The organism is Paenibacillus tundrae (assembly GCF_030812775.1).
Classification (GTDB): Bacteria; Bacillota; Bacilli; order Paenibacillales; family Paenibacillaceae; genus Paenibacillus; species Paenibacillus tundrae_A.
Genome location: NZ_JAUSTI010000003.1, coordinates 368,729 through 384,986, shown reverse-complemented (window position 1 = coordinate 384,986; position 16,258 = coordinate 368,729). Strand labels below are relative to the sequence as shown.

The window sequence follows — 16,258 nt, the reverse complement described above, 5'->3', positions numbered from 1 at the left end:
TCTCGGTAAAAAATAATATGTAACTAATCTTTATATAACGTCTTCCCTATCAACGTAGCGCCTACTTCTTCTGTCATATCTGTTAGGAAACCCATTTGATTAAGGTTAATATTTTTCTTGACCCAAAATTTATTAACTCAATTGATTTCACTAATACCTTCTGTTGTATATTATCTTTACTTGTTAATACATCCCCATTCCTTAGGTTCGTTTCCCCATTTAATATCTCCCCTGTGACAACGGTACCTCTCCCAGAGATTTTGAAAATTGCTTGAACCACAATTTCAAACATCAACTCACCTCCTCTTTCACTTTTGTTCAGACTGTATCCGCTGAATACGGATTTGCATACAGATCGACATCAATTTCAGCATGAATTGAATCAGCAAACTTAATAAAATTAGAGTCAAAATATAGAGCAGGTGTGTATCCCTCTTCCATCACGATGACAATATAAAATTTAGACTTCAGTTGATTTTGTGCCTGGGTTGTATTGATTTCATCTACTTTATCTTTTAGTGAATTCATAACTTTATTCAACTGCTTATTAACATCGAGAGATTCTTCATATTCAGTGCTTAATGTCCAAGATGTTTCTGGATGACTATGTTTCGCATTAATGGTATCCCCTTTTCTAGTAATACTTGTTGGCGTAATTGCAAGCTTCGAAGTCACTTCATCCGGATCAAAATGATCACCAAATAGGCTGTAATAAGCCTTCACCTGTGTTTTATTCATCGTCTCTCCCTTTATATATGAATGTTAAGCACCGTCTAAATGAGATATACAGTTATAACGTTCACAATTCCATCTCACTTGCTCTTTATTTATTATGGTCACCGATGTGTTATGGAGACTCTCTTGCATATCCACATGCCGAATGAGCTTTCTCAAGATCAGCCCAAGTATTGCTCCATGACTTACAATCAGCAGTTTTTGATTCGGATGTCTCTCAGCTAGATCTGCGAGGCAGTCTACTCCTCTTTTAATAATATCCGCCTGTGGCTCTATACCTAAATCTAGTTTCGACCAGCTATATCCCCACTGATTCACTCGCTCTTGTTCGGTTGTACCTTCAGTAAGTCCACCATTCATTTCTCTTAAACGTAGGTCGGTTCTCACTTCAATGTTCTTCAGTTTGCCTACCATTTCTGCTGTTTCGAGTGCTCTGGATAAATCACTTGAATATATAACATCCCATTCTTCGTTCTCCATTCGTCTAGCAAGTAATTCTGCTTGTCTTCTTCCTTCGGCATTTAAAGGAATATCCGTATGTCCCTGCGCTCTATATTCATAGTTCCAATCCGTTACACCATGTCGTATAAGTCCAAATATCGTCATATGGGTTCCACCTCATTTGAATATATTGCTTTCTATCGTTCTACCGTAAAATGAATTGACTGATCTCTTTGTTAACGCGCTCAGCACGTTCATGATTTATCGCATGACCTGTGTCAGCTATGATTTTATATTGAATTTGGTTCTTATCGAGCTTTTGTATAGCCTTAGGATAGTTGGACAATAGATCATGCTTATAACTTCCATTTGAGTTGTGGGAATTCTTCCTGCTAAACAGACGGCACTATGTATGACATTTTTCTCTTAAGGGTGTAGTAATAGGATAAATAGCCACCGTAGGATACCCCACAAAATATCAGCCTTGGGTATATTAAGAGAGTTTAATAATTCATCAATTCACTGCACTTGATCAAAACTTTTATCGTATTCTTCATATGGTTCACTCTTCCCTGAGCCACCAATCGCATCTATAGCTACCATAAAAAAAGATTTTATATCTCATTCGTCTTCGACATCCTCTCTTGGTTAAATGCATACACTTAGCACTTAATATCTTCTCTAGTCTTTACCACATATTTCCCTTGTTACATCACCCAGAAAAGTGGTTTTTAATGTCCACTCTAATCTTTTAAGCCACTCCTTTTGCACGCTCATATCAGCATTCTTAATGCGATGTAATATATTGATTACTCTAGATAGTGCAAAGGCCTTGATCAATTCCTCTGTGACTATTACGGCTGAATGCTCACGATACGCTTTTAAGAAAATGCCAGATAGTTCATCAGCTACATCCGGATAATGGAGGTGGACAAACCATACGACCCATGCAATATCTTGAAGCGGGTGACCCCATCCTCCCCACTCCCAATCGATAACTACCAGCGAATCCTCAGTTAGGATCGTATTATATGGGCCATAGTCTCCATGGATTATTGTTTTCACATCGTGCATAACATGAACATTTAGAATACGTTTCACTTCATTTTTCAGATCACTGGGCACAAAATCCAGTGAATCTAAACGGTCATCCTCAAGCTCAATGATTGGTAATTCTGATGTCTGATCTTTCCAACGTATCGAATGAATTTCGGATGATAACAGAATGCCCAGCAACCTGTAGATTTCTCTAGCAGCATCCATGTCATTTGAATCCAGAAATCGCTGCCCATTGCCCCCCTGTATGTAGTCCATGATAATGTACAGCGAGGTGTCGTCCTCAAAATAATCATGGATACCGGGAGATACATCTGAACTGTTCAAGAGATGTAGAATACTTATTTCATTCCTAGCATCCTTATTATTTTTATAAAAAATTTTCGCAACCATAAGTGGATGAGAACCATCAAGTAATATTGTCTTGTTGGTGTACCCACCTGTGAGTTCAGTTAGTTTTACATTTGGAAATTTACGTAACAGAATCTCATTCGCCATCACATAGCCCCTTCTTTCGTTTACCTACACGCCAAATTGCTTTAAATGATGGTCTAGATGTTTATAGAGCCCCTTACCCCATTCTTCAGGAGATAGCTTACCAAAGAAAGGATGCGGTTTTCTTGTACATTTCTCAGATCCATCATGTTGGAACGTAATGATCTTCTGGATTAACATTTTCTTTTCTAATTCAAACTCCCTCTCATCTACAATCATAATCTCAGGGATCGTGGACATATTTTGTGGCAGTGGCTTATCGTTGTAAAATACGGGTTTCACTAGTTTACCGATGACTAATCCTAGCCAGCTTCTTGCAGATGTAGAGTTCCCCATTGCGATCTCCTGAAAACCTGAGCAGTGAGCCAGCATTTGTGATGCATTCATCTTCCCCCATTGCGGCTGAGCATCTGGACGTAATTGTTTGAGACGCTCCACAATCTCATTAGCATGAACTTTTTCAAATAGGCTGTTCATTTCATTCCTCCTAAGAACATCGTTATTACTATGTTTATTCGTGATAGCGTTCTAATCTCAAAGTATTTAAAAACCATTTTATGGTTTAATCATAATTATAATCAAAATCTGATAATAACGAGATATAACGCTAAGGAATTTCATCATCCAAGTTTACCGAGTTCTACTATAGAGGGGGAAGTGAACTGAACTAACAATCATGAAGAACGGTATATATCAAACCTAAGTTTCGATAGGCAGACAGCTAGGCTATTTCATTTAAAAGGTAGGGATGTCTGGTGAAATACAAAATTCTGATTGCTATACTCTCAGTAATCGTTATCTTAACAGGGCTTTATCTATATACAGACAGGGAAATCATTGCTCTCAAAACAGGCACAACTCCGCCGCTTCAGTGGGATGATCCTTATGAGAACGATGAGGAACCGATTCAACTTACAGCGCAAAATCAAACGTTATCCAATCCGGATGTGTATCTCACAGAAGTTTACTACCTACCGAAGTCAAAGAAACTTCAGTTTGGATTATGGTACCGTAAAAAGGACTATCAACCTAATCAAACTGCAAACATTCCTGATCGGATTTTCCAAGTTACGATTCAGGATACACAAGGCCAGATATTTAACGATGATACCGTTATGAAAACAGAGGGGATATTTGATGAATTTCAACGTAGATCCATTTCTATTGATTTAGACGATTTAGAGAATCAAGGCACTCTTGAGGTCACTGTTTCTTTAATTGCACAGGATGGCACAACCATAACTCCTCTTGAATCGGCGAGCTTTAAGGTAACTATTTCTTAACCGCATCTACAATTAGTGAGGTAAAACCCAAATTACCATTCTGATTTCGATGATCATATCGCTTAGACCTATAGATGTATCCCTTTTCTGGATTCCAATCTCGAGAATGAAAACGTTCATCTTCGTCCCAATATTCCAATAACTCAACTTCGAAGCCGGCTTCCTCAAACATCTGGGTGATTGTCTTATAATTATGTACGATCTTATGACTTGCCGCTGGATGATCGAGTGCTCCTGGGCCACCAATCTTAACCAGATTCTGATAATCTTCATTTGCAAAATAACCATCAGGAACCGCGCAGCGAATATACCCTTTCGTATGTAAATACTTATAGCATATCTTAGCGGCTTGAACTCCCTCTTCGTAAGTCATGTGCTCCCAGACATGCTCAGATAAAATAGCTTCGATTCTTCGATCTTTGAAACTTTGCTCCCAATCTTCCAATCGTAGTAAATTCAATTCGTTCTCTTGAGTTTGTATCCACCCTTCATAACTTTGTGAAGAAGCACCAATAATAATTTTAATTGGATCTATTGGTGCAATATGAGAGATATCTATCATATGCTTCGCTCCTTTTATTCCTCATCATTCAAATAGATTCCCTCGAAATCTTTCGAATAATAACTTAACTGTGGAAATAATGCTTGATAATTTTGTTAGCACACTCTTCTGGCGTGTTCAAGCTCGTATCTACGGAATAGCTATAATGAATGTTTTTAGCCATTATTTTGTATTGCTCATCTGATTGTTCTTCACCACGATCACCACGCTCAACATTTCGCTTCCGACATAGATCTAATGGGCAATGCACCTCAACGATATCCAGAGGATACCCTGCAAAAATCTCTTGGACTTGTTCATAATGCGGTTGTAACTCTGGTCTTTCAACAAGTATTCCATCGATTAATACGTGCTTTCCATGATCTGAAAATAGTTTTGCTGTGTGATACATCATAATAATCGCTTCACTTAAGTACTTCCAGTAGTCTGTTTGCAGATGCTTATCCCCAATCGTATTTTCAAAAAGATCATTAGCTACAACATAAAAAAACGGCTCAGTGTATGATTGCATTGCTTCTACGATGGATGTTTTGCCTGAGCTGGTTACACCATTCAAAAATATAATTTTTCCTTTTTCCATTTCTCTTATCATCCTTTACTTGTAAGTAAGTCTATCTCGGAAATATGCTTGGTCAGAAGATCTAATTGAGGTGAAGCAAACCAATCTGGCTTGATCTCGCGATTTCCACCAAACTTAATAACATGGGTAACGGCTAATGATGACATGTAGATGTTATGCGGTCTTAATGGAGGAACCATGACGCTGTCGTCCTTTTTTAAAATTCTCAAAGAATATTGATTCTGTTCATCAAGTTCTGCATAAGCAATCCAACCTTGTTGTACAACATATAATTCTTTTAATGCTTGGTGATAATGACTGTTCTGCCACGCGCCCTTCTCGGAACCTACCGTTCGGATATATGAGCTACCATTGTTATTGATTAGTCTAAATCGCTTTTCACCATTATCCATAAGGTGATACGCCGTTTCTACACCTAAGCTTTTTGCCTCTTCCAAAGAGATCATTTTCATTGGTTTGCTCCTTGTTAATTTCCCTTAAAGATTATAAGTTTTCTTTCAGCATTTCTCTTATAAGTATTGAAGCGTTCTCAATTTTTATTTTATTATTTCTTGTATTACTCTCCCAGCCGATTGATTCTGCATATTCGATTAGTCTTGCAATCAACTTTGGCTCGTAAACACCAATATCCCAGCTATCTCCCCAACGAATGAAATATTCAGCAAATGTGGATTTAAACTGATTCGAATAGATGCGCAAAACGATATTATAATCTTGTTCATCAACTACATATAAGTACAAAACACCGTTTGTAGTTATTTTCCGAACTTGCTTCCTAAATACCTTCAAACAGTCACCTCTCTATTTCTGTAAATGTATCTCTCCGGTACAATTAAAATTCACTTTGAAATACGTTCTATGATGCTCTTTATTTCTACTAAGTCCTTAATGGACATATAATCTGTTGAAGGTTTACCAAAGTAATCATCTTCTTTCCAAATTCCTCTCATACCCGCATGAATACTTGCATCGACATCATTGATTGGGTGGTCTCCTACAAATATTGATTCTTGAGGTTCTAATCCTAATCGATCTAAAGCTCTATTAAAAATCTTAATGTCTGGCTTACGCAAACCCTCAATTTCAGAAATGAATATTCCGTCAAAATAATGATCAATGTGTAGTCCTTTTATATTGTTCATCTGAAATCTACCAAACCCGTTACTTATTATCCCCAATTTCATTTGCTTGTCTTTCAAGTGGTCAAGAATCTCTATTAATCCGGGAAAACCAATACAATGGTGTTGAAATGATTGAATATAATCCTCCAATAATTCATTCCAATTCAGATCTAAATTAAATTCATTAATTAGCGCTTGATAAACTTTATCTTTCCAGACATACCCCTTCTGATCTAATTCAATAAATCTCTGTACAAAAATGGGTTCCTCGACGCTTTGAAAAGCCTGAATTCGATGATATTGATTACGAACGAAAGCAATTAATGATTGCTCACGATCAAGCAATGTCCCATCCAAATCAAATAATATGCCTTTAATCATAATTTCCACCCTTTTTAATGGAGACTCTATCTTACAAATTAAATTCTTTTTTAATTAGCTCGGCTGCCTGATCTGCTTCCAATTCAACCGTATTACTCTTCAGTACCTTTCTTCCTTCATTAAAATACATACTCTCATTTCCATGAATTAAATTTTGAAATCCACCTTTATAATACGGCATTAATTCGTCCGCCTCTTCTATGTCCAACCATGCAATTTCTGAAATTTCATCTGGTCTAATAATTTGTTCCTCGCCGCCTACGATCTCTGCCCTAAACGTATAAAAAATGACATGTTCATTGATATCCTCAAATTTGCACTCGTTGATGGCAACAATCCCATGGACTTTCACTTCAAGTCCTGTCTCTTCTTTTACCTCGCGAATCGCAGCCTGATCTAATGTTTCATTTAACTCAACGGCTCCCCCAGGAGGAGACCAACTTGCTCGATCAGCATTTTTAACTGCAAGAACTTTTTTAAACTGGTCTGTTATTAGTGAGTAAACGACGTCAACTCTTTTCATTGAAATCATATCCCTTCTATATGCCTATGGATTAAGCGCTCTCATTTGAATCAGAATGACCGATGCAAGAAAAGGTTCTATTAAAGTGAGCCTCTTTCTTGGAGAAGCCTAATTAGTTCTTCATCGTTACTAGCTCTATTAATCACTTCTGTAATAAAATCTGCCTTACCCATCGTATAAGCGACTCTATCATATTTAAATTGTCCTTCCAATTGCTTTTTAAGATTATAGTATTCATTAAGAATTTCAGGATATCGCTTTAAATACTCCCTAAACAACACATTCTCGTTCCAATTTTGCCCTCGGAATTTATATATATGTAAATGATGTGTTCCTGCTCGCCATAGTCCTCTTCTAAAAAATAAGCGCTCAGGAAATTCAGGTTTGTGAACGTATCCATAGCCAATATTATCTAAGCTTTTAATATAGGATTCGTCCATTAAATCTAAACTAGGTAATCCCGCCATAATATCAATCGTCGGTTTTGCTCCTAATCCCGAGACTGATGTGCTCCCTATATGTTCGATAACTACTTCCAGACCACTTAAAGCATGTAATATTTTATTTTTTTCTTCCTCAAATTCAATATTCCAGTCTGGATTATATTCAGATACAATGACTTCTTCCATGTTCATCCCCCACTTTCCTGAAGTTAATCATCGTTGAAAATTTTTAATCTCAGCAGATATATTATTAATAATCAATCCAACGGGATCGTTATTCCTTACTGCCTCTTGTAATCTGCCTTCTCTATTCCATTTTATTCCCAATTCAATAGCTTTAGGGTACTTCATTCTGTACTTATCCAAAAATCGATTTGCATGCTCTTCGCCTAAAGCCCTTATAACCTGATCAGTTCTTAACACGCGTTGAAGTTCTCCTAGATATGTATCAGCACATTTGATATCGAGGTTTCTTGACTTGATGAATGAATTCTCTGCTTCATTTAGATTGGCACCTCCTGCAATAGGATCAGTTGCTGCGAATCTTACTTTCCTAACTCCTGACATGATAATTGCACCAAAACAAAGTATACAGGGTTCTGTCGTTGTAAAAAGTGTATAGCCTTTGTAATCTTCTGAATCTAAATTATCTACTTGTAACAAAGCATTTATCTCTGCATGCGCTAATCTATTCGAGCACGTTTGCTTGTTTGGAGCAGCTTTTTCATTGATTCTATTTCTACCTCGACTAATTATTTTATTATTGGCATCAATTATAACTGCACCGATAGGGATTGAACCGTGAGCATAAGCTTCCCATGCCTCTTCAAAACTAGCTTTCCAGCAATCTGATAGTTTCTCCCACACAATCAACACCCCATAATTGACGGATTAGGCCTTTCATATGATATTACCAACTTCGCGAAACAGGGAAAATATTGCACTTTTAATTAAATGTGGAACCATTCCATTGATCAATACCAATTGATTCCACGAGTTTTCTGTTCGTTCTTTTTTTAGATTATTAATCTCTTTGCGCTGTTTGAGAAGCCGCCATGATTCGAGCGATGATTTGGTGTTATAAGTTTCCAGCATTTTGTCCGAAGTATTTTATACATTAATCGACTTATAAGAGTCCAGTATCATTAAGTTCTTTAGGGTAACATACGCTCTCCATTCTAATCGCGCAGTTTCCCCAGGTGGTTCCCAATTAATCTGTCATCCACCATCAGTTTCCTGCTGTGCTGCTACCTTATATGCCTTTACTGTTCTCAAAGCATCATCACCCAAAAACTTCTGATCAAGATTCCAACTCTATTTTGTAGCTTGGTATAAAAACTCAACTTCATAATCTAATAAATATCGATATTCAAATAATTGTATTGTTCTGCCTCTTATTCTCTCCTTTATAGCTGTGGCTAAGCTTACCGGTCCTCTTGATCCAAGGTAACCATTATAAATAAATGTATCCTCTACAAATTTTGATTCCTTTAAGTGATACTGTAACCAATCTTTCTGTGATTCAATTAAGGCTTCTCTTGGTTCTCCATCCAACGTAGAAAGAAGCTTTTTATATATTTGGTTCAACTCCTTATCCCATATCTCCGTATATTTACCTTCTAACGCCCCCCATTCCATGGTTGTAACAACCTCTTTGGAGTCTTGCAATCCATTAAATTCCACTTCATAATCATGATCTATAGGATTTCGAAGCATTTCATCATAAAAATCTCCTTTCAATTCAAGGTTCCCGATGTTCATGGGTAACACTTTATTATTAGAAGTTTCTGATGAATTTTCCGTTATTTCTTTCGATTCTGTTCCACTGCCTGTACTCACTACATCATGAGACGGTTCAGAATTCCTTATTGTTTCAGTTTCGCTGTTCGAAGTAGTCGATTGACTAATATTCTGACAAGATGAAAGCATTATCGTAATAAAAATGAATAAGAGTATCCTACCTTTCATACATAATCTCTCGGCAATTTTATAGCCTATAACCAAATGCATGATTCTGGATCCCATACAATGAATCACCTCAAAATTCCGGTCTATAATCCTAAATTTATATCATCTCTTCTAATTCTTTAGGTAACAAAAACGTGCCGCTTTCATTAGGCTCAAAATCAACAGTCTTTATTACTGAGTCTATATTCATCTCACCATATATATGTGGATACTTTCTTCCTTCATTGTACAAATCTTCCCATCTAACTTCAGACTTTACTTTTGATTCATCAATGCAAAGTAATATTAATCCCTTTACTCCTCTGAAATTATAATTGGCGACAGATGCAATTTTCTCAATAGGTGAACAATGAATAAATCCATCCTTCTCTTGGGAATTTCCTCTATATACTCCTTTTGCTAATGCTGAATCCCACTCCGTTCTCAAAAGTGCATGCACGATGCATCAACCATGGATGCTCTAACAAAATCATTTAATATGCTCGTTTCAATAATTTTGTCATCTTCTTTGGTAGCGTTTACCCAAGTGATCATCTCTTTTCTAGTGAATTCGTTTTCAAACCTTCTAAATATCTTTGAAGCTGTCTCAATATTTTTGAGTCCTTTATATCCCAATATTTTTCACTTCATCATCCGGGAAATAAGCGTAATACTCTTTCGCATCCTCAGAACGTAATTCTCTCAATATAAATCTTTCAGTTTCAAGCTTAGGAAAGTAATAAATGCATCTTTAAATGGCATAGTGATCTCCTCCGACTTTTGTTTTTTATACCACATCAATTTCAATTAAAGTTCCTATATGCACAACCCAACGCATGTCGAGTATCCTGCAAACGCCGGATCAAGGGCGTCTACCCATATTCTGCTATAGAATGTCCATCTCTTCTATGAATCACCTTAATAGGTTTTCTATTTGTTTCTTATGATGTTCATCATGATGTACGAATATTTTTAGATATCTTTCATAGGTATAAGGTCGTTTATCATTTCCTATAAAAAATCGAATTTCTGAATGAGCTACCTTATGAAATTGGTTGACTAAATGAGTTCGAGTTTCGATAAAGGTTTTAATTATACTTTCTCTTTCTTTAAACTCTTTAGCCTTCTCTATCGCTTTTAAATTATGAGTATCATGATCGACGAACTCTGGAAGTTTCACTTGATCTTTGATGTGTGGGAGCATCGTATTCAACGTATATGTATCCCAATTCCATAGATGAGCCACGACTTCCTTCACCGTCCATTTTCCAGGCGAGATCAGCTTTTGCCAAGTTACATCATCAATTGATTCTACAAAATAATTGAAATTTCCAAACTGTTCTAATAATTTCTTATTCATCTTCTTTAATCCCTCCCGAATTGACTTTACATGTATTTCACCTAACGTTAATGTTTTTTAATTTCAGTAATTATCCGGTTATATTTCTCAATATCAAAATTAAATTCTAATTCATTGGCACTCATTATGCTTTTAAGATGCTCGAATTCTTGTATTAATCCTTTAGAAAATTTCATAATCTGAACCCATGAAAAAATAAACTTGTTAGAGCTCTCGATAGTATGATCATTGAAAGGAGATTGCTCAGTTAACCAAATTATTCTTTCAGTCTCATGAACGACTTCAACATAGTAACCACCACAACCAAATACTCCACAGCTGCATGTGAATAAAGGATATGTTCCTGGACTAAGTAAAGACTTATAAAATTCTTCTACGACAAATACTTCATCTTCATCTAATTTGTTCTCATTGATGTATAACATTAGTCTCCAATCAACGCTAGGAATCATTCGACCTTTGACTTTTGTTATATTTTTGTATACTTTTCCAGTCTCTATTTTCATCTCCATAGACAATTTATCTGGTTTGAATTTCTCATCTTTCTTTGAGTGAATTCCCATAGCTCACCTCTAATTCTTACAATATTTATAAATCAGCGCAATACTTCGCCTATTATTCTTGATAATTCATTAAATATTTGTTGTAAACATCGGTCTCCAACTCTTTAATTCTAACTCCATGTCCCCCTTCTTCCTCTATTCCTCTGATATAAAGAAGAGGTTTTAAATTATTATCGAAAACAATACAACAAAATCCCCAATCTTGGTTCATAAACTCTTTTCTCAATTCCTTCGCTGACTTGATATCTGGAAAAAAGCAAATTTTATTCGAATAATTAATAACTTGTATGACGTGATCCAACTTAGTTAGATTGTTGTTGGTCAAAAATGTATCAACATCTTCTTCGTGATATACATCCAAAAACATAATTGAATTATCGTCAATTAGAAATTTTTCTAGAACATTCAAGGTATTACAATTGAGTATCTTAAAGTATGGAGGCATCTCAGTAGTTTTTATTTGCTTCATTCATTCACCTTGTTTTATATTTTAATTGAGAATTTCACATAACGTTTCTGTATTCACGACTCAGCGCATGCTGAGTGTCCGGCTACTGCATAACCCAAGGCGATTAACCTATTCTCCTTTCTTTCTTACATATATTTTTTCAAATTCATTATTCCAACATTTACTGACGTTTCGATATACCCTTTAATCTGTATAAAACTAAAGACATTTAGTACTTCCACTATGCCTTGTTCTTCATATTCCATATCCCCTAATACATAAGGAATGAAGTCGAGTACATCATGAGACTTTACTTCATCCAAATCCATGACTTTACTAGCTTTATTATGGATTGCATTCCTCATTTCATCCGTACAATCATAGTGCTCTAACAGCCTTTTGTTCAGTAATTTAAAATCATTATGATACAGCGGATACACTCCAGGATCTTCCTCCATTCGATTCCTCAGCCAAGGCATATAGAATCCCTTCATCCACTGCTCATCTGCAATTAAATGTGCATAATATCCGAGCACATATCTGTTATCTGAATAGGAATTATACTTATCTAAAAATTCTTTATAATCTATGTGCCTTGTAAAGTTCTGATGTTCTCCTCTATAGAAGTGAGATTCATCTTTTGTAGCAACAGCATCTGGAGCAACGCTGCCTAGTAAAAACGAAGTTCTATCTTCAATATTCAATCTTTCGGCAATTTTATGACCGATAATCAAATGCATGATTCTGGATCCCATAATATAAATCACTCCATGGTAATTTTATCTTCATGCTCATGCAGGGATTACATATAACGTTCCTGTATTCACTACCCAGCGTAAGCTGGGTGTCCGGTGTATGTCGGATCAAGGATGAATGACCGCAACTTGAATATTATGTTATCTGAAGTAACACTCTTCTTGAGCTGCTTCAAATTCACTCTTTGTCTTTCAAATCAATTAATTCAATCAGCTTTTTTCTCAATTTATTAATCGTTTCCAATTCTTTATCAAGAGTTTTATATTCACTTAATTGATATCTTTCAATAAATCTGTATTTTGGAAACCATTCAAAAAATGACTTCTTTAGCCATTCTCTCGTTTTGTATCGCTCTAATGGATCTTCAAGTTTTTGGATTATACCTCCTGAAGATAACCCATAAGTAAATGCCGTATAGGTACTAAAATCTGCATAAATTATATCTTGTGGGACATGCTTTCTAAACTCTTCTGCAAAATTGTATTGTAAATCTTCAAAATCTTGATACAGCGATTTTCCACTGTGCTGGAACTGCTGATATAATTCTAAAACTTCTTCGAGTTTTTTCTTCAAGGAATCCTCCTTTTAATTAAAGTTTCTAGTTCTTGTGTTATTTCGTATAACGTTTCTGTATTCATGAACCCCAAAGGGGTTGTCTGCTGAAGTGCCTCTCCGAAATCCTACCACAGACCAAGGCTCCAAAGGAGCCGCGGCTTGAATATTATGTTATCAGATGGACTATGGCCGCTTCGAAAATGCTTACCAAGTTTCTTCTCTCTTTAATATTTGTTTCGAAGTTAGATCTACAGTTAGCCACGTAGAAACGTCTTCTTCTATATTTCTATTCCAAGATATTACAAAGTGTATTTGACATGTTTCTTCAGCATCAATTGATGTCATCGGTACTTCAATGCCTTTATCTGAACCTATAATAAAACCGTACTTCTCAAAATCAGGATTTATACGTAAAGATTTAGGGATCATATCTCCTTGATCTCTTCTTGCTATTAACAATGCTGCGTCCTGAGTTCCTAAATGTAATCGATAGTTTTCATTCTCATATTCAATGGCTTCAAGATTTTCCCCTGTGTTAGATCCGTAATCCTCCCAATTGTATCCCTCTTGCCAAAAAGCAGAAAACCTACAGGTACTGATCGAATGATTTACATTGGGTTTGATTCTAAATACCGCTCCCCAGCATTCTTCTACTGCCTGTTGTGAAGCAAAATCGAGCTTCGGCTTACAGATTACTAACTCACAATCAAAGGATTCATACTGATATTGGTAGAAGAATCCACCCTGCTTGAGTCGAAAGCAGTCAGTGGGAAAATAACATTCGTTAGAGACAGAAAGTAAAAAATCAATTGTTCCAAGAGGCGTACAGATTGAAGGTTGTAAACTATCAATTTCTTGAATTAAGGCTTCTTCTCCACGAAAAAGCTTCATTTTGTTCCTCCCTCATATTCTTTCTGATAACGTTTATGTATTTATGAACCCCGAAGAGGTTGTCTGCCGAATTGCCCCTTCGAATTTCATCCAGCAGACCTAGGCTTCAAAGGAGCCGCAGCTTGAATATTATGTTAGACGAATCTAATTCTTCTTTGAAATCACATAAAAATAATTTTTTATTTCTCTTCTCTGATACTTACCTGGTCCTGTTTCTATTTTCACGTACTCTTTTTTATCATTTTTAATCCAATTGTTGAAATACATATCTATTTCATCAGGATACTTCTTTTTCCCCTTCTGTATATCGTCATTAATAAATGATTGATATTTAATAATTCCATTGTGTAAGTCATCGGTTACTCTATTAGTGATATGTGTGAACGTTATAATTTGAATAACGTCAATCATCCGTCCCAATTTTTCTGATAGAAGATCTACTTTCATTTCATCACTAATTACTGCATTCCAAACTTTCTTGCTTGGTACGTCATGACAATACCAATTCTTTAATTCTATTATCAATACTGGTTCAACATTTATATTGTTTACCCTCTCAAGAATTGCAATATCATATCTTTCGCTCGTATCATAAAGTAGACCACTTTTATGTAGATACTTTCTCGATACTATCAGTTCTGGAAATTTTTTTTGAAAATATATAGCTAACTTATCCCGAAGATATGATTCGCTTTTATTAGTCGCTGAGATATACGCAAGTTCGTTGAAATCGTCTGGGCTAGTTTTAAACTCCTCAATTATATCTAAAAGGGCTTGTTGCACCTCGCAAGTCTCAATTTTCCCCATATCTTCACTCCTATTAATTAGTTTCGTCTAACGTTCCTGTATTCACGACCCGACGTATGTCGTGTGTCCGGCGACTGCCGGACCAAGGGCGTATGCCCGCAGCGTGAATATTATGTTATGTGCTGTTGCCGACTTCTCTGAGTTTCTTACAAATGGCCTTTAATTGTTCTTCATACAACTTTTTATTGAATTCTAATGATTTGAGGTTAGTATAATCCCAATAACCCCCATCTGATTCCTCACCCCTGAACGGTTGTTCAAATTCACTCCAGATAATAACTTCATCTTCTTCAGTTATTCTCACTATCAAAGGCCAACATCCCGGCTCGCCACAGTTACATCCCAACACTAGCGTTTTCCCATCGTAATTGTAAATATCATTTTCATTAAGTTTTCCAAAAAAATGTTCTTCAATGTCTTTTAAATATGCTATATTCAAACCCTCATATCCCCCAGCAATTGAAGGTTCAAACTGGATTTCATATCTTCTCATTAATTCGTTCAGATTCTCGCCGTTTATATAAATACCTAAGATTTGAGCATCTTGCTCTTCGGAATATTCTATAGTGAAATGAATTACCTCCATGTATACAACTCCATTTTTCTTTAATGATTATAATCTGAAAATCTCTAGGCAATTGCACATAAAGTTCCTGTATTCACGACTCAGCGCATGCTGAATGTCCGGCGAATGCCGGATCAAGGGCGAATGCCTGCAGCGTGAATACTATGTTATATGATATATCTGCCTTCTTGAATTACTGGCATGAGCTTTATAAGGTCTTATAATGAATATTTTTCAAATAGGTTTGATCCCCATAACGAATCTCTTTTGGGTACTCTTCGTTCTTAATCTCTAACTTTAGTGAATCTTCATTACTTTCTTCTATTTTACTTTTAATCTCTGCCCTTGAATGTAAATTATTAAGGATATTCTTTATCCGTTTATCGTTATCTTGTTTAATCTCATACCGAACTCCTAATTTCACCATGTTATGCTGGTCAGTAAAGTCGCTAAACAAATCGATTAATATAAAATCATCACTATTATCCTTCGTAAAGAATACAAAAATATCTCCCTTTCCTGCTCTGCTAGCTCCTTCACCATATGATAAATAATGATCATATAGTTCCGTAAAATTAATCTTTATATTTAATTGCTTCGTTAATTCTTCTAAATCAGACCCTTCAAATTCATCATCTATCAAATCGAAAAACGGTAGATAAAAAGAGAATTCGATATACCTTTTCATTCATACTTCCTCTCTTTATTCTATAAAATTAGTTTTTGCAGATATTTTATATAACTTC

At 35.8% G+C, this 16,258-nt stretch carries 25 protein-coding genes; 1 reads left to right on the top strand and 24 read right to left on the bottom strand.

Features of this window, described 5'->3' with window-relative positions; translation table 11 throughout:
- Window positions 1-82: 82 nt before the first annotated feature.
- The 5 genes from J2T19_RS07605 to J2T19_RS07585 form a co-directional block, all read right to left on the bottom strand.
- Complete coding sequence (locus J2T19_RS07605; protein WP_307214341.1) at window positions 83-292, bottom strand: hypothetical protein; 210 nt, start codon at window positions 290-292, stop codon at window positions 83-85.
- Between the two features lie 26 nt (window positions 293-318).
- A complete protein-coding gene (locus tag J2T19_RS07600; RefSeq protein WP_307214340.1) occupies window positions 319-738 on the bottom strand; it encodes a DUF4279 domain-containing protein in 420 nt (139 codons plus the stop codon).
- Window positions 739-762: 24 nt separating this feature from the next.
- The gene (locus J2T19_RS07595) at window positions 763-1,341 is read right to left on the bottom strand and encodes a histidine phosphatase family protein (protein WP_307214339.1); all 579 of its coding nucleotides are present in this window, start codon (window positions 1,339-1,341) and stop codon (window positions 763-765) included.
- Between the two features lie 516 nt (window positions 1,342-1,857).
- Window positions 1,858-2,730 (bottom strand): phosphotransferase family protein, encoded by an 873-nt coding sequence (locus tag J2T19_RS07590; protein WP_307214338.1) that lies wholly within the window; start codon window positions 2,728-2,730, stop codon window positions 1,858-1,860.
- A 24-nt stretch (window positions 2,731-2,754) separates the two neighbouring features.
- Window positions 2,755-3,204, bottom strand: a complete 450-nt coding sequence (locus J2T19_RS07585; protein ID WP_307214337.1) for a DUF1569 domain-containing protein — start codon at window positions 3,202-3,204, stop codon at window positions 2,755-2,757.
- A 278-nt stretch (window positions 3,205-3,482) separates the two neighbouring features.
- Here J2T19_RS07585 and J2T19_RS07580 point away from each other — a divergent pair, with 278 nt between their 5' ends.
- Window positions 3,483-4,010: a hypothetical protein gene (locus tag J2T19_RS07580; protein ID WP_307214336.1), complete on the top strand. Its 528-nt coding sequence runs from the start codon at window positions 3,483-3,485 to the stop codon at window positions 4,008-4,010.
- Here the strand turns inward: J2T19_RS07580 and J2T19_RS07575 are convergent.
- The 19 genes from J2T19_RS07575 to J2T19_RS07485 all read right to left on the bottom strand — a co-directional run bounded on the left by J2T19_RS07575 (window position 4,000) and on the right by J2T19_RS07485 (window position 16,200).
- Window positions 4,000-4,572 (bottom strand): class I SAM-dependent methyltransferase, encoded by a 573-nt coding sequence (locus tag J2T19_RS07575; RefSeq protein WP_307214335.1) that lies wholly within the window; start codon window positions 4,570-4,572, stop codon window positions 4,000-4,002. The two genes, J2T19_RS07580 and J2T19_RS07575, sit on opposite strands and share 11 nt — an antisense overlap.
- A gap of 64 nt (window positions 4,573-4,636) precedes the next feature.
- Window positions 4,637-5,152 carry a phosphotransferase-like protein gene (locus tag J2T19_RS07570; RefSeq protein ID WP_307214334.1) on the bottom strand — a complete coding sequence of 172 codons (516 nt, stop codon included), beginning with the start codon at window positions 5,150-5,152 and terminating at the stop codon, window positions 4,637-4,639.
- An 8-nt stretch (window positions 5,153-5,160) separates the two neighbouring features.
- Window positions 5,161-5,604: a cupin domain-containing protein gene (locus J2T19_RS07565; RefSeq protein WP_307214333.1), complete on the bottom strand. Its 444-nt coding sequence runs from the start codon at window positions 5,602-5,604 to the stop codon at window positions 5,161-5,163.
- A gap of 31 nt (window positions 5,605-5,635) precedes the next feature.
- Entirely contained in the window at window positions 5,636-5,941 is a 306-nt protein-coding gene (locus tag J2T19_RS07560) for a hypothetical protein (RefSeq protein ID WP_307214332.1), read from the bottom strand.
- 50 nt (window positions 5,942-5,991) lie between these two features.
- Window positions 5,992-6,654: an HAD family hydrolase gene (locus tag J2T19_RS07555; RefSeq protein ID WP_307214331.1), complete on the bottom strand. Its 663-nt coding sequence runs from the start codon at window positions 6,652-6,654 to the stop codon at window positions 5,992-5,994.
- Between the two features lie 31 nt (window positions 6,655-6,685).
- Entirely contained in the window at window positions 6,686-7,177 is a 492-nt protein-coding gene (locus J2T19_RS07550; RefSeq protein ID WP_370874833.1) for an NUDIX hydrolase, read from the bottom strand.
- A gap of 80 nt (window positions 7,178-7,257) precedes the next feature.
- Entirely contained in the window at window positions 7,258-7,806 is a 549-nt protein-coding gene (locus J2T19_RS07545; RefSeq protein ID WP_307214330.1) for a GrpB family protein, read from the bottom strand.
- 27 nt (window positions 7,807-7,833) lie between these two features.
- Window positions 7,834-8,487 carry a nucleoside deaminase gene (locus tag J2T19_RS07540; RefSeq protein ID WP_307214329.1) on the bottom strand — a complete coding sequence of 218 codons (654 nt, stop codon included), beginning with the start codon at window positions 8,485-8,487 and terminating at the stop codon, window positions 7,834-7,836.
- A gap of 447 nt (window positions 8,488-8,934) precedes the next feature.
- Window positions 8,935-9,588, bottom strand: a complete 654-nt coding sequence (locus J2T19_RS07535; RefSeq protein WP_307214591.1) for a lysozyme inhibitor LprI family protein — start codon at window positions 9,586-9,588, stop codon at window positions 8,935-8,937.
- Window positions 9,589-9,685: 97 nt separating this feature from the next.
- Window positions 9,686-10,015 carry a DUF952 domain-containing protein gene (locus tag J2T19_RS07530; protein WP_307214328.1) on the bottom strand — a complete coding sequence of 110 codons (330 nt, stop codon included), beginning with the start codon at window positions 10,013-10,015 and terminating at the stop codon, window positions 9,686-9,688.
- A 465-nt stretch (window positions 10,016-10,480) separates the two neighbouring features.
- The gene (locus tag J2T19_RS07525; RefSeq protein ID WP_307214327.1) at window positions 10,481-10,927 is read right to left on the bottom strand and encodes a DinB family protein; all 447 of its coding nucleotides are present in this window, start codon (window positions 10,925-10,927) and stop codon (window positions 10,481-10,483) included.
- A gap of 47 nt (window positions 10,928-10,974) precedes the next feature.
- Window positions 10,975-11,490 (bottom strand): hypothetical protein, encoded by a 516-nt coding sequence (locus J2T19_RS07520; RefSeq protein ID WP_307214326.1) that lies wholly within the window; start codon window positions 11,488-11,490, stop codon window positions 10,975-10,977.
- A gap of 52 nt (window positions 11,491-11,542) precedes the next feature.
- Window positions 11,543-11,959, bottom strand: coding sequence for a hypothetical protein (locus J2T19_RS07515; RefSeq protein ID WP_307214325.1), 417 nt, complete (start codon window positions 11,957-11,959; stop codon window positions 11,543-11,545).
- Window positions 11,960-12,084: 125 nt separating this feature from the next.
- Window positions 12,085-12,678, bottom strand: a complete 594-nt coding sequence (locus tag J2T19_RS07510) for a zinc dependent phospholipase C family protein (protein ID WP_370874832.1) — start codon at window positions 12,676-12,678, stop codon at window positions 12,085-12,087.
- Between the two features lie 193 nt (window positions 12,679-12,871).
- On the bottom strand, window positions 12,872-13,267 hold the full coding sequence (locus J2T19_RS07505; protein WP_307214323.1) for a YxiJ family protein: 396 nt from the start codon (window positions 13,265-13,267) through the stop codon (window positions 12,872-12,874).
- A gap of 186 nt (window positions 13,268-13,453) precedes the next feature.
- Window positions 13,454-14,140 (bottom strand): hypothetical protein, encoded by a 687-nt coding sequence (locus J2T19_RS07500; protein ID WP_307214322.1) that lies wholly within the window; start codon window positions 14,138-14,140, stop codon window positions 13,454-13,456.
- Window positions 14,141-14,284: 144 nt separating this feature from the next.
- Window positions 14,285-14,947 (bottom strand): hypothetical protein, encoded by a 663-nt coding sequence (locus tag J2T19_RS07495; RefSeq protein ID WP_307214321.1) that lies wholly within the window; start codon window positions 14,945-14,947, stop codon window positions 14,285-14,287.
- Between the two features lie 115 nt (window positions 14,948-15,062).
- Entirely contained in the window at window positions 15,063-15,533 is a 471-nt protein-coding gene (locus J2T19_RS07490; protein WP_307214320.1) for a hypothetical protein, read from the bottom strand.
- Between the two features lie 187 nt (window positions 15,534-15,720).
- Complete coding sequence (locus J2T19_RS07485) at window positions 15,721-16,200, bottom strand: hypothetical protein (protein WP_307214319.1); 480 nt, start codon at window positions 16,198-16,200, stop codon at window positions 15,721-15,723.
- Between the last annotated feature and the right edge of the window lie 58 nt (window positions 16,201-16,258).

Coding starts and splice junctions, on each gene's coding strand:
- J2T19_RS07515 (WP_307214325.1), bottom strand. CDS start 11,959: ATGAAGCAAATAAAAACTACTGAGATGCCTCCATACTTTAAGATACTC.
- J2T19_RS07585 (WP_307214337.1), bottom strand. CDS start 3,204: ATGAACAGCCTATTTGAAAAAGTTCATGCTAATGAGATTGTGGAGCGT.
- J2T19_RS07485 (WP_307214319.1), bottom strand. CDS start 16,200: ATGAAAAGGTATATCGAATTCTCTTTTTATCTACCGTTTTTCGATTTG.
- J2T19_RS07570 (WP_307214334.1), bottom strand. CDS start 5,152: ATGGAAAAAGGAAAAATTATATTTTTGAATGGTGTAACCAGCTCAGGC.
- J2T19_RS07605 (WP_307214341.1), bottom strand. CDS start 292: ATGTTTGAAATTGTGGTTCAAGCAATTTTCAAAATCTCTGGGAGAGGT.
- J2T19_RS07520 (WP_307214326.1), bottom strand. CDS start 11,490: ATGGGAATTCACTCAAAGAAAGATGAGAAATTCAAACCAGATAAATTG.
- J2T19_RS07595 (WP_307214339.1), bottom strand. CDS start 1,341: ATGACGATATTTGGACTTATACGACATGGTGTAACGGATTGGAACTAT.
- J2T19_RS07600 (WP_307214340.1), bottom strand. CDS start 738: ATGAATAAAACACAGGTGAAGGCTTATTACAGCCTATTTGGTGATCAT.
- J2T19_RS07550 (WP_370874833.1), bottom strand. CDS start 7,177: ATGAAAAGAGTTGACGTCGTTTACTCACTAATAACAGACCAGTTTAAA.
- J2T19_RS07545 (WP_307214330.1), bottom strand. CDS start 7,806: ATGGAAGAAGTCATTGTATCTGAATATAATCCAGACTGGAATATTGAA.
- J2T19_RS07525 (WP_307214327.1), bottom strand. CDS start 10,927: ATGAATAAGAAATTATTAGAACAGTTTGGAAATTTCAATTATTTTGTA.
- J2T19_RS07510 (WP_370874832.1), bottom strand. CDS start 12,678: ATGCATTTGATTATCGGTCATAAAATTGCCGAAAGATTGAATATTGAA.
- J2T19_RS07590 (WP_307214338.1), bottom strand. CDS start 2,730: ATGGCGAATGAGATTCTGTTACGTAAATTTCCAAATGTAAAACTAACT.
- J2T19_RS07495 (WP_307214321.1), bottom strand. CDS start 14,947: ATGGGGAAAATTGAGACTTGCGAGGTGCAACAAGCCCTTTTAGATATA.
- J2T19_RS07500 (WP_307214322.1), bottom strand. CDS start 14,140: ATGAAGCTTTTTCGTGGAGAAGAAGCCTTAATTCAAGAAATTGATAGT.
- J2T19_RS07565 (WP_307214333.1), bottom strand. CDS start 5,604: ATGAAAATGATCTCTTTGGAAGAGGCAAAAAGCTTAGGTGTAGAAACG.
- J2T19_RS07535 (WP_307214591.1), bottom strand. CDS start 9,588: ATGAAAGGTAGGATACTCTTATTCATTTTTATTACGATAATGCTTTCA.
- J2T19_RS07575 (WP_307214335.1), bottom strand. CDS start 4,572: ATGATAGATATCTCTCATATTGCACCAATAGATCCAATTAAAATTATT.
- J2T19_RS07490 (WP_307214320.1), bottom strand. CDS start 15,533: ATGGAGGTAATTCATTTCACTATAGAATATTCCGAAGAGCAAGATGCT.
- J2T19_RS07555 (WP_307214331.1), bottom strand. CDS start 6,654: ATGATTAAAGGCATATTATTTGATTTGGATGGGACATTGCTTGATCGT.